Annotated in this window: 10 protein-coding genes; 6 read left to right on the top strand and 4 right to left on the bottom strand. The window is 68.1% G+C overall.

The features are described 5' to 3' along the window. Window positions 1-34 precede the first annotated feature (34 nt). The 4 genes from ASE28_RS33425 to ASE28_RS07565 all read left to right on the top strand — a co-directional run bounded on the left by ASE28_RS33425 (window position 35) and on the right by ASE28_RS07565 (window position 4,929). Window positions 35-1,888, top strand: coding sequence for an amino acid ABC transporter permease/ATP-binding protein (locus ASE28_RS33425; protein WP_082603974.1), 1,854 nt, complete (start codon window positions 35-37; stop codon window positions 1,886-1,888). A 103-nt stretch (window positions 1,889-1,991) separates the two neighbouring features. Beyond that, window positions 1,992-2,921, top strand: a complete 930-nt coding sequence (locus ASE28_RS07575; RefSeq protein ID WP_057199713.1) for an ABC transporter substrate-binding protein — start codon at window positions 1,992-1,994, stop codon at window positions 2,919-2,921. 8 nt (window positions 2,922-2,929) lie between these two features. After that, on the top strand, window positions 2,930-3,862 hold the full coding sequence (locus ASE28_RS07570) for an ABC transporter substrate-binding protein (RefSeq protein ID WP_057265924.1): 933 nt from the start codon (window positions 2,930-2,932) through the stop codon (window positions 3,860-3,862). Between the two features lie 2 nt (window positions 3,863-3,864). Continuing rightward, window positions 3,865-4,929 (top strand): LLM class flavin-dependent oxidoreductase, encoded by a 1,065-nt coding sequence (locus tag ASE28_RS07565; protein WP_057265922.1) that lies wholly within the window; start codon window positions 3,865-3,867, stop codon window positions 4,927-4,929. A gap of 12 nt (window positions 4,930-4,941) precedes the next feature. Here the strand turns inward: ASE28_RS07565 and mltB are convergent, their stop codons facing one another. The 4 genes from mltB to ASE28_RS07545 form a co-directional block, all read right to left on the bottom strand. Next, window positions 4,942-6,027: a lytic murein transglycosylase B gene (gene mltB / locus ASE28_RS07560; protein WP_057265920.1), complete on the bottom strand. Its 1,086-nt coding sequence runs from the start codon at window positions 6,025-6,027 to the stop codon at window positions 4,942-4,944. A gap of 10 nt (window positions 6,028-6,037) precedes the next feature. Further along, window positions 6,038-8,074, bottom strand: a complete 2,037-nt coding sequence (locus tag ASE28_RS07555) for a DUF3488 and transglutaminase-like domain-containing protein (RefSeq protein WP_057265918.1) — start codon at window positions 8,072-8,074, stop codon at window positions 6,038-6,040. A 70-nt stretch (window positions 8,075-8,144) separates the two neighbouring features. Then, window positions 8,145-9,194 carry a DUF58 domain-containing protein gene (locus ASE28_RS07550; RefSeq protein ID WP_057265916.1) on the bottom strand — a complete coding sequence of 350 codons (1,050 nt, stop codon included), beginning with the start codon at window positions 9,192-9,194 and terminating at the stop codon, window positions 8,145-8,147. 11 nt (window positions 9,195-9,205) lie between these two features. Next, window positions 9,206-10,126, bottom strand: coding sequence for a MoxR family ATPase (locus ASE28_RS07545; RefSeq protein WP_057265914.1), 921 nt, complete (start codon window positions 10,124-10,126; stop codon window positions 9,206-9,208). Window positions 10,127-10,174: 48 nt separating this feature from the next. Here ASE28_RS07545 and ASE28_RS07540 point away from each other — a divergent pair, with 48 nt between their 5' ends. Both ASE28_RS07540 and ASE28_RS07535 read left to right on the top strand, forming a co-directional pair. Next, the gene (locus ASE28_RS07540) at window positions 10,175-11,128 is read left to right on the top strand and encodes a histone deacetylase family protein (protein WP_200963920.1); all 954 of its coding nucleotides are present in this window, start codon (window positions 10,175-10,177) and stop codon (window positions 11,126-11,128) included. 23 nt (window positions 11,129-11,151) lie between these two features. Continuing rightward, on the top strand, window positions 11,152-11,934 hold the full coding sequence (locus ASE28_RS07535) for an enoyl-CoA hydratase (protein ID WP_057265911.1): 783 nt from the start codon (window positions 11,152-11,154) through the stop codon (window positions 11,932-11,934). The last annotated feature ends 15 nt before the right edge of the window (window positions 11,935-11,949 follow it).

Raw genomic sequence — 11,949 nt, 5'->3', positions numbered from 1 at the left:
GCCGTCCTTCCTCGCTTCACCCCACAAGAACCACATGTCCACCACCACCACGCTTGATGCGTCGCACGCGCTGCCTTCGGGCCCGGCGCCTGCCGTGCAGCACCACCCCGCGCCCCCGGCAGCGGCGCCAACTGCCGTGCCCCCCGTGAAGGGCGATTACTCGCACTACAAAGTGGTGCCTGCGCGCTACCGCGCACGGGCCGTGGGCACGGCGTTTGCCGCCGTGGTCATCGCGCTGGTGCTGTACTCGGTGCTCACCAACCCGCGCTGGGGCTGGGCGATATTCGCCGAATGGTTCTTTGCCGAGCCGGTGCTCGTGGGCCTGGGCCGCACCTTGCTGCTCACGGCGCTGGGCGCGCTGTTCGGCTTCACACTGGGCACGGCGCTGGCGCTGGCCCGGGTGTCGCGCTCGCCGCTGCTGGCGGGGCTGTCGTGGACCTTCGTCTGGATCTTCCGCTCCATCCCGGTGATCGTGCTGCTGCTCATCATCAACAACCTCGGGTACCTCTACGAGACGGTGAGCCTGGGCGTGCCGTTCACGGGTTGGACCTTCTTCTCCTACCCCACCACGCAGCTCATCAGCCCCTTCGTGGCGGCGCTGATCGGGCTCACGCTCAACCAAGCGGCCTTTGCCTCGGAAATCGTGCGCGGGGGCATCCTGTCGGTGGACCAGGGGCAGTTGGAGGCGGCCGCTGCGCTCGGCCTGCCGCGCCGGCGCCAGGCCTTTCGCATCGTGCTGCCGCAGGCCATGCGCTCCATTTTGCCCAGCGGCTTCAACGACATCATCGGGCTGGCCAAGGGCACGTCCAACGTCTACATCCTGGCGCTGCCCGAGCTGTTCTACACCATCCAGATCATCTACCGGCGCAACCTGGAGGTGATCCCGCTGCTGATGGTCGCTACCGTCTGGTACCTGGTGATCCTCACCGTGCTGTCCATCGTGCAGCACTACATCGAGCGGCATTTTGCCAAGGGCGCCCTGCGCAACCCGCCGCCCTCGCTGTTCACGGCCATCGTACGGCGCCTGGGGTTCGCTCCCAAGGCCTTGCCGCAGTCTGCCGAGCCCGCTGCCGCACCGCAGGCCGCGCCCGCCGGCACCGTGCCGCGCTGGAGTGGCGGCCTCACGCGCGGCGGCGAGGTCACCATCCACGGCGTCTCCAAGCACTATGGCGCGCTGCAGGTGCTCAAGGACGTGACGCTCACCGTGCCACCCGGCAGCGTGACGGTGGTGCTGGGCCAGTCGGGCTCGGGCAAGTCCACGCTGCTGCGCACCATCAACCACCTGGAGCGGGTGGACGGCGGCTTCATCGCCATCGATGGCGAGCTGATCGGCTACCGCCAGGATGCTGACACCCTGTACGAACTGGGCGAGAAGGACATCCTCACGCGCCGCGTGGACGTGGGCATGGTGTTCCAGAACTTCAACCTGTTCCCCCACCTCACGGTGCTGGAAAACATCATCGAGGCCCCCATCAGCGTGCGCGGCGTGCTGCGCCCCGAGGCCGAGGCCCTGGCGCAGGAGCTGCTGGCCCGGGTGGGCCTGAGCGACAAGGCGCACAGCTACCCGCGCCAGCTCTCGGGCGGCCAGCAGCAGCGCGTGGCGATCGCGCGGGCGCTGGCCTTGCGCCCCAAGGTGCTGCTGTTCGACGAGCCCACTTCGGCGCTCGACCCGGAGCTGGTGGGCGAGGTGCTCGACGTGATCAAGGAACTGGCGCGTTCGGGCACCACGCTGGTCATTGTCACGCACGAGATCGGTTTCGCCCGCGAGGTGGCCGACACCGTGGTCTTCATGGAGCAGGGGCAGATCCTGGAGACCGGCACGCCGGACCAGGTGTTCAACCGCCCTGCGCACCCACGCACCGCAGAGTTCCTGGCCAAGGTGCTCTAGCAGCCCGCCGCAGTTCTTTCGCTCCCTCGCACGCGCAGCGCCCGGCTGGGCGCCAGCGTGCCCGCATTGTCTTTTCTTCATGGCTTTTTTCAGGAACCATCCGATGAACTTCACCCGCCGCTCCACCTTTCTTGCCCTGGCGCTGGCCGCCGCGACCATGGCCCCGCTGCAGGCCACGGCCCAGGCCGTGGACCTGAGCCCCGAACAGCCGGGGCGCCCGCGCTCGGCCAAGGTCGACGAGGCGCTCAAGCTCGTGGCCAAGGACTTCAAGTTCGCCAAGGAGGGCGTGCTCACCGTGGGCACCACCACCGGACGCCTGCCGTTCGGCGCCTATGCCACCGACAACAAGACCCCCGTGGGCAATGCGCCCGACGTGGCGCAACTGGTCGCCGACAGCCTGGGGCGCAAGCTCGAACTGGTGTCCGTGGCCTGGGCCGACTGGCCGCTGGGCCTGCAGTCGGGCAAGTTCGACGTGGTGATCTCCAACGTCACGGTGACCGAGGAGCGCAAGGAGAAATTCGACTTCTCCACCTACCGCAACGACCAGCTCGGTATCTACGTCAAGGCCGACAGCAAGATCACCGCGATCAAGGAGCCCAAGGACGTGGCGGGCCTGAAGATCATCGTCGGCGCCAGCACCAACCAGGAGCAGATCCTGCTGCGCTGGAACCAGCAGAACGTGGCCGCGGGCCTGAAACCCGTGGAGATCCAGTACTACGACGACGATGTGGTGCTGTACCTGGCCATCCTCTCGGGCCGGGCGGACGCCTACCTCGCGCCCAACGGCATCGCCGCGCACAACGCGCGCGACGGCCGGACCAAGCTGGTGGGCGCCTTCTCGGGCGGCTGGCCACAGAACGCCGAGATCGCCGTGACCTCGCGCAAGGGATCGGGCATTGCCGAGGCGGTGACTGCCGCACTCAACGCGCAGATCCAGAACGGCAACTACTCCAAGTCACTGGAGCGTTGGAACCTGCAGTCCGAGGCCATCCAGGTTGCGCGCACCAACCCGCCCGGCCTGCCCAAGAAGTGAGGCGCGCCATGACCATCCCCATCCCATCCCTTCGGCGCTGGCTGGCCGCTCTGGCATTGGCTGCATTCGGCGGTGGCGCCTTGGCGCAGACCTTCGATTTCAGCCCCGAGCAGAAGGCGCGGCCGCGCACCGAGCGCAACGCCGCGGCCATCGCCGCCATCCCCACGGACTACAAGTTCGTGAAAGAAGGCGTGCTCACCGTCGCGATCGCACCGTTCGCGCCGCCCATCTCCACCTACGCCACCGATGCGAAGACTGTGGTGGGTTTCGATCCCGACTACGCGCAGCTCATCGCCGATGCCCTGGGCCTGAAGCTGGCGCTGGTGCCCATCGCCTGGGCCGACTGGCCGCTGGGCCTGTCCTCGGGCAAGTACGACGCGGTAATTTCCAACGTGGGCGTGACCGAGCAGCGCAAGGAGAAGTTCGATTTTTCCACCTACCGCCTGGGCCTGCACGGCTTCTATGTGCGTGCCGACAGCAAGATCGCGTCGATCAAGGAGCCCAAGGACGTGGCCGGCCTCAAGGTCATCACCGGCTCGGGCACCAACCAGGAGCGCATCCTGCTCGAATGGAACAGGAAGAACATCGCAGCGGGCCTCAAGCCCGTGGAGCTGGTCTACTTCGACGACGACGCCGCGCGCCTGCTGGGCGTGGTCTCGGGCCGCGCCGATGCCAACTTCAATCCCAACGCCCCCCAGGCCTACCATGCGGCCAAGGACGGCAAGATCAAGCTCGTCGGCACGGTGAACGCGGGCTGGCCGCTCAAGTCCGACGTGGCCATCACCACGCGCAAGGGCAGCGGCCTGGCCGATGCGCTGACGCTGGCAGGCAACGCCATCATCCAGAGCGGCAAGTACACGCAGACGCTGGCGCGCTGGAGCCTGGCAGAAGAAGCGCTGCCGCGCTCGGAAACCAACCCGCCTGGCCTGCCGAAGTTCTGACCATGGCCATCCGCCACCTTGCCTTTCTGTCGCCGGGCAATTTCCCCGACACCGACCCCTTCGACGGGCTGGAGCACACGCTGCAGCTGTTCGCCTACGGCGAGGCTTTGGGTTTCGACAGCGCCTGGGTGCGCCAGCGGCATCTGGAGCGCGGGGTGTCCTCGGCCGCGACCTTCCTGGCCGCCGCGAGCCAGCGCACGCTGCGCATAGCCCTGGGTACGGCCGTGGTGCAGATGGGCTACGAAAACCCGTTTCGCCTGGCCGAGGACCTGGCGACAGTGGACGTGCTTTCGCGCGGGCGCCTGCACGTGGGCCTGAGCGCCGGGGCGCCGCCCTATGGCGCGCTGCTGGGCGAGCGGCTGTTCGACGGCGATGCGGGCGGCATCGATTTTTCGCACGCGCGGGTAGAGCGCCTGCGCCGCAACCTGCAGGGCGAGTTGATAGGGGACGAGGAGACCTTTGTAGAATCCCCTGCAGGCCGCCAGCGGCCACGCCTGCAGCCGTACGCGCCGGGTCTGGCGCAGCGCCTGTGGTACGGCGGGGGCTCTCTGCGCTCGGCCCAGTGGGCGGGCGAGCAGGGCTACCACCTGCTCATCGGCAACATCAACCGGGCTGAGCAGACGGACCAGTTCTTCGAGGCGCAGCGTGCGCAACTCGACCTGTTCCATGTCCGCTGGCGTGCGCAGCAGGCGCAGGCCCGTGTGCCGCGCGTGGCCTTGGGGCGGGTGATCGTTCCGCTCGACGGGGCCGATGCCTCCACCCGCGCGCGCTACCTGGCCTGGGCCGCCACGCGGCAGGCGCGCACCCTGGCCCCCCAGGGCGAGCGACGCACGCTCTTCGCGCGCGACCTGGTGGGCAGCAGCGACCAGATCCTGCAGTGGCTGCGCGACGACCCGATCCTGCCCCTGGTGCAGGAGCTGCGGCTGGAGCTGCCCTACGACTTCGCGCCCGAGGAATACCGCCAGATCCTGGAGGACACGGCGCGGCTGATCGCGCCAGAGCTGGGGTGGCGGCCGGGTCTCCACGCATGGGGCGTTGAACGAGCGCCAGCGTACGCCACGGCCTGACGGGCAGTCGGGCTATCGCGCCGCCGCCACCTCTCGCCCCAGCTCGATCACGGCCATGGCGTAGTAGCTCGACCAGTTGTAGCGCGTGATGGCGTAGAAGTTCTCCGTGCCCGCCACATAGGTAGGGACATCGCCGCCGTTCTGCAGTTCCACCAGCGCCAGGGGACCCGTGTGCTGGGCCCCTGCGGCATCGAGCACCACGCCCTTGGCCTGCATGCTGGCGGCGCTGAAGGTGGGCAGGATGTCGGGGGCCAGCAGGGTGTCGAGCTGCAGCCGCGCCGTGTCGAACTGCACGCCATAGTGCGTGGGCATGCCCGTGGTCCAGTTGTGGCCCTTGAAGTAGTTGGCCACCGAGCCTATGGCGTCGACAGGGCTCCTGAACAGGTCGATCCGGCCGTCGCCGTCGAAATCGACGGCGTAGCGCACCCAGCTCGACGGCATGAACTGCCCCAGTCCCATGGCGCCCGCGTAGCTGCCGCGCGGCTCGAAGGGGTCGATGTTGCTGCGGTTGGTGAGGCTCAGAAACTGCTCCAGCTCGCGCTGGAAGAACTCGCGGCGCTCCTTGGCGCGCGGGTGGGCGTTGGGAAAGTCGAAGGCCAGCGTGGCCAGCGCGTCCATCACGCGGAAGTTGCCCATCTGCTGGCCGTAGATGGTCTCCACGCCGATGATGCCGACGATGATCTCCACCGGCACGCCGTATTCGGCCTCGGCGCGTTCCAGTGCTTCGCGGTGCTCCTGCCAGAAACGCACGCCCGCGCGGATGCGCACCGGGTCGATGAAGCGGCTGCGGTACACGCGCCAGTTCTTGGGCGTGCCCACGGGCGGGGGCAGCATGAGGCGCGGCACCTGGGACAGCAGGCGTGCCTGGCCGATGGCCTGGCGTACCCATTCGCGGTCCAGCCCACGCCGGGTGGCCAGGTCGTCGGCAAAGGCCATGGCATCGGGCCGGTTGGCGTAGGGCACGCCGCCCTGCACGGTGGAATTCGCCGCGGTTTTTTTGGCGGCAGCCTGCTTGGTGGGCTTGGAGGGGCTGGCGAGGGCGGGCAGGGCACAGGCCACCGCCACACAGGCGATGGCAACGGATTTCAGGAGGCGCATGTCGTTCGGGTCATCGGCCCCGTGCGGAGGGGGGCCAGGGCAGGGTGTTGTATTCGCGGCGCAGGGCGCCAAACTGCTGGGCAGGCTCGGGGGCATAGCGTACCTGCTCCAGCCGCAGCAGCCAGGCGGCCAGACCGCTGGCGCTGTCACCGAAGTGGGCAGTCACCTGCTGGGCCATGGAGCGGGGCGGCAAGGTGTCGGGCAGCACCAGGCCCGCCTTGGCCAGGCGCTGGCGTACGCGGGCCAGCAGGCGCAGCCAGGGGTCGTGCTGGCTGCGTTCCCACAGGGTCCACAGCCCGCCGCCGCTGGCGGCGATCACGATGAGGGCGCCGAGCACGGTGGTCAGGTCCTGCCAGCTCGGGGATTCGAAGCCCAGGGCCTTGAGCAGGTCGAACTGGCTGCTCTGGCTGTAGTTGAGCACCCACTGGCTCCAGCTGTTGTTCACGGCCTCCCACACGGCGCGCAAGGATTGCACCATTCCGGGGCTGATGGTTCCCATGGCGCTGGCAAATGCGCCCTCGGGCGCCCTGAGGCGCTGGAACTGCCCCACCCGGCCTGGTGCCACTGCGCCCGTGGGGTCCACGCGCACCCAGCCACGGCTTTCCATCCACACCTCGGCCCAGGCGTGGGCGTCGGCATTGCGCACCGTCCAGTAGCCATCCACCGGGTTGCGTTCGCCCCCCTGGTAGCCGGTGACGATGCGCGCGGGTATGTCCATCGCGCGCATCAGGATCACGAAGGCCGAGGAAATGTGCTCGCAAAAGCCTTCCTTGCGGTCGAACCAGAACTCGTCGGCCGTGTGCTCGCCGAAGACGCCAGGGTCCAGTGAATAGCTATAGCCGCCCGTGCGCAGGCGCTGCAGCACGGCATTGACCAGCACCTGGGTGCTGGCCCCGGCCAGTGCGGGGTCGGCGCGCATCTCAGCCGCCAGGGCCAGGGTGCGCGGGTTGAAGCCGGGCGGGAGTTCGGTGTACACGCGCAACTGGCGTACGGACTGGTCTGGCCCGTGGCGGAATTGCGGGTAGCTTACCGCCTGGTAGCGCAGTACATCGGTGATGGGGCGCGTGGTCATCCACTGCAGGTCCTGCGTCATGTAGGCCTGCATACCGGGCACCTGGGGTGCCTCGGGTGTGGCTTCCAGCACCATCAGCCAGGGCTGGCGCTGGGGTTCCAGTGTCACCTCGTAGCGCACCGCCGGCCCGCTGGTCCGCAGGTTGGCGGGCACCGCCACCCGCGCCGCCCAGGCGCTGTCTTCGCGGAACGGCTCAGCCTGCCACTGCCGGCCATCAAAGGCGGCCATGACCGGCCCGCGGAAATACAGTGTGGACTGCTGGGGGATGTCGGTGGGAGCACCTTCGAAACGCAGTCGGATGGCGATGCGATCGTCCAGCGCAATCTCGGCCATGTCGCCGATTTTCATGGTGCCTGACAGGCCGCTGCGCCCGGTGAGGTTGTCGCTGGGCATGCCCCACAGCGGCGACATGCGCGGAAACAGCATGAACAGCGCCACCATGATGGGCGCGCCCAGCAGGGCCATGGTGCCGGCCGTGCGGAAGGTCTGCAGCAGGGGCGGACGCCCCACCGGCATGTGGGCGTTGACCAGCGCCGTGAGCAGGCCCAGCAGGGCGATCAACATGGCCGCTGCGGTGAGCAGCGATTGCGAGAAGAAAAAATTGCTGAGCATCGTGAAGAAGCCCAGGAAAAAGATCACCATGGCGTCGCGCCGTGCGCGCAGCTCCAGGGTCTTGAAGGCCAGCATCATCACCATGAGCGTGACACCCGCGTCGCGCCCGAGGATGGTGCGGTGCGTGAACAGGGTGCCCGCCACGGCCACCACGACCAGCACCGTGAGCAGCCAGCGCCCGGGCAGCGGCCGGCCCTTCCACGCCATCCAGCCGCGCCACAGCAGCATGCCGAAGGCCATGGCACTGGCCCAGGCGGGCAGGTTGGCCACCTGGGGCGCGATCACCCAGGCCGTGGCGAACAGCAGGAACAGCGTGTCCCGCGCGTCGCGTGGCAGGGTGGCGAGGGTCTGGCGCAGGCTCATGGAGCGTCGGTTTTCCGCAAAAAAGGAAGCAAGGGGCAATGCGTTTGGATGGCTTGTTGCCGGCAGAAGTTCAGCACAGCGCCAGCGCTTCCAGGCAGCGGCGGCGGTGGGCGGTGCCCGTGTCGGGCGCGATCTCCACACCGGGCAGGCGCAGGCCATAGTCCAGGCCCAGGCGGTCAGCCTGCAGCACCCAGGCCGCCAGGCGCGAGATGCGGGCTTCCGGGTCGGGCAGGGCGGCCAGGGCCGGGTCCAGCCACAGCTCGTGGCGCTGGGCCTGCTGCGAATCGCGGCTCACCAGGTCGTCGGTGCCGGTGCCCAGCGTCTTGGCCGCCTTCTTCCAGACCACCAGCTTGAGCGGGTCGCCACGCCGGTAGGCGCGCACGCCATCGAACTCGCCGATGCCCTGCGAGGGCGCGCTGCCCGTTCCTGCGCCCCGCGGCTCGCCGGGTGGCAGCGGCGGGGGGGGCAGCTCGGGCGCCGGGTACACCAGCACCTGGGCGGCCGGGCGCCAGTAGGTCCATACGCGGAAGGTGCCCAGCGGAAACCGCGTTTCCGCCGTGAGCGTGGGCACGCGGTGCAGGCCCCGGCGCGGGGGTGCAAAGGCCACATGCACGGTGGAGCTTCCCTGTGCGGGCACATCGGTCCAGGCCCAGTGGTGCGCTTCGCCGCTGCCGCCATGTACGGCCAGGCCGATGCCGTAGCGCGTCGTCTTGCGTTCGCTGGACACCTGGACCTCGATAGTGGCGCTGGTCCCCATGAAGTGCGGCTCGGGCGCCTTGAGGTGCAGCGTAATGCCGCGCAGCGTGGCGTGGCAGATGTGCATGCCGACCACCGCACTGCCTGCCAGCAGAAAGGTCAGCAGATAGCCCAGGTTGAGCTGGTAGTTGATGGAGGCCACCAGCAGGATCAGCAGCGTCAACGCCAGCATCCAGCCCGCGCCCGTGGGCAGGATGTAGACATTGCGCTGGGTCAGCATGAGCGTGTCGCTCAGCGGCCGTCGCACCATCCACCAGTTTTCGAAGCGCTTGCGCACCGGTGCGAGCGGGTTGAGCGCTGCCAGGGCGGCGCGCAGCCGCCCCGGCGGCGTGGCCGGTACCGTGGGCGATGGGGCCGTGGCCATATCCCGGGCGCTCAAGGCAAGGGCACGGACTCGGCCATGGCGCGCACCTGCTCCACCGCACCCCGGCCCGCATCGCCCACGGGCACCAGGCGGTGGGCAATGGTCTGGGGCAGCACGGCCTGCACGTCGTCGGGCGCCACATAGTCGCGCCCGCTGATCAGCGCCTGCGCCTTGGCCGCGCGCACCAGGGCAATGCCGGCGCGCGGCGATAGCCCCTGCAAGAACCAGCGGCCCGAGCGCGTGGCCGCGATCAGGTCCTGCACGTAGTTGAGCAGCGGATCGGCGGTGTGCACCGCCAACACCTGGCGCTGCAGCTCGGCCAGTTCTTCATCTGACAGCTGGGGCAGCATGGAGTCCACCATGTCGCGCCGGTCTGCACCGGCCAGCAGCACGCGCTCGGCCGCCCGGTCGGGGTAGCCGATGGAGATGCGCATCAAGAACCGGTCCAGCTGCGACTCGGGCAGCGCAAAGGTGCCGAGCTGGTCGTGCGGGTTCTGCGTGGCGATCACGAAGAAGGGGTGGGGCAGGGCACGCGTCTCGCCTTCCACCGACACCTGCTTTTCTTCCATGGCTTCAAGCAGGGCGCTCTGCGTCTTGGGGCTGGCGCGGTTGATTTCATCGGCCAGCAGCACCTGGGCGAACACCGGGCCGGGGTGGAACACGAAGGCTTCCTTGCCGCGCTCGTACACCGAGACGCCGGTGAGGTCGCTGGGCATCAGGTCGGCTGTGAACTGCACGCGCGAGAACTGCAGCCCGAAGGTGCGCGACAGGGCATGGGCCAGGGTGGTCTTGCCCACCCCCGGAACATCCTCGATCAGCAGGTGGCCGCCGGCCAGCAGGCAGGCCACGCAGTCCTGTACCTGGGCCTGTTTGCCCACGATCACCGTGTTAAGCTGGTCCAGAACCGATTTGATTTTGTGCTGGGCATTCATAGTCATAGCGCGACGTTATCCTAAAAGTACGAGACACGGGGATTGACTGTGAGCAAGACGGGCTATTTCACCCACCGCGACTGCTGGAAGCACGAAATGGGCCCCGGGCACCCCGAATGCCCCGAGCGGCTCGATGCCATCGAAGACCGGCTGCTGATCACCGGCGTGGGCGATGCGCTGGACCGGCGCGAGGCGCCCGAGGCGTCCCTGGCCGACATCGAGCTGGCCCACGACCGCCTGCACGTGGCCGCCATGCGCGGCCTGTCCGACCGGCTCAACGAGGAGATCCTGGCCGGTGGCCCGAGCTACTCGCAGCTCGACCCCGACACCTCCATCAACGCCCACACCTGGAAGGCCTCGCTGCGCGCCGCCGGGGCGGCCCTGGCCGCCACCGATGCGGTGATGGCCGGCGAGATGGAGAACGCCTTCTGCGCCGTGCGCCCGCCAGGCCACCATGCCACGCGCAGCAAGGCCATGGGCTTCTGCTTCTTCAACAACGTGGCGGTGGCCGCCAAGTACGCACTGCAGCGCCACAATCTGCAGCGCGTGGCGGTGGTCGATTTCGACGTGCACCACGGCAACGGCACCGAGGACATCCTGGCCAATGACTCGCGCGCGCTGATGGTCAGCATTTTTCAACACCCCTTCTACCCCTATAGCGGCGACCACGATCCCGCGCCCAACATGGTCAACGTGCCGGTGCCAGCCTACACGCGCGGCATGGACATCCGCGAGATCATCGAGATGATGTGGATCCCCCGGCTGGAGGCCTTCAAGCCCGAGATGATCTTCGTGAGCGCGGGCTTCGACGGCCACCGCGAGGACGACATGGGGCAACTGGGCCTGACCGAATCGGATTACGCCTGGATCACCCAGCGGGTGAAGGACATCGCGCAGCGCTATTCCAAGGGGCGCATCGTGTCCTGCCTGGAGGGTGGGTATGTGATGGGGCCCCTGGCACGCAGTGTGGAAGCCCATCTGCGCGTGCTGGCGGACCTGTGATTTTTGGACTGAAATGAACAACCATGACGGAACCTCAACAGCCTCTGCGCGTGGAACGGGACGCTCGCGGCGTGGTGACCCTGACCCTGAACGACCCTGCGCGCTTCAATGCCCTGGGCTCGGAAATGCTGACTGACCTGCAGCAGGCGCTCGATGCCGTGGCGCGCGACGACACTGCGCGCGTCGTGGTGCTGGCGGCCGAGGGCAAGGCCTTCTGCGCCGGCCACAACCTCAAGGACATGGCGGCCCACCCGGACCTGGCCTGGTACCAGCAGCTGTTTGCGCAGTGCAGCCGCATGATGCTGGCCATCCACAAGCTGCCTGTGCCGGTGATCGCGCGGGTGCAGGGCATGGCCACTGCGGCGGGGTGCCAACTGGTCGCGCAGTGCGATTTGGCGGTGGCGGCTGACAGCGCGACGTTTGCGACCAGTGGGATCAACTACGGTCTGTTCTGCGCCACGCCAAGTGTGCCGCTGGTGCGCAATGTTTCTTCCAAGCGTGCGATGGAGATGCTGCTGACTGGGGATTTCATCGATGCTTCTACGGCTCTGGAGCAGGGGCTCGTGAATCGTGTAGTGCCTGTGGGCGAACTCGATGCGGAGGTGGAGAAGCTCGTGCAGTCGATTTTGCAGAAGCCTCGGGTTGCTGTGGCCATAGGCAAGGCCCTGGTTTACCAGCAGCGGGAGTTGGGGGTGGAGGCGGCATACCAGTTGGCTGGGCAGGCCATGGCGGTGAACATGATGGATGGGGCTGCACAGGAAGGGGCTCGGGCTTTTGTTGAGAAGCGAGCGCCTGCGTGGAAATGATTTTTGAGTGATATG

Source organism: Acidovorax sp. Root219, from assembly GCF_001428665.1.
Classification (GTDB): domain Bacteria; phylum Pseudomonadota; class Gammaproteobacteria; order Burkholderiales; family Burkholderiaceae_C; genus Acidovorax.
The sequence above is the reverse complement of the archived record's forward strand: the minus strand, read 5'-3'. Positions and strand labels throughout refer to the sequence as shown.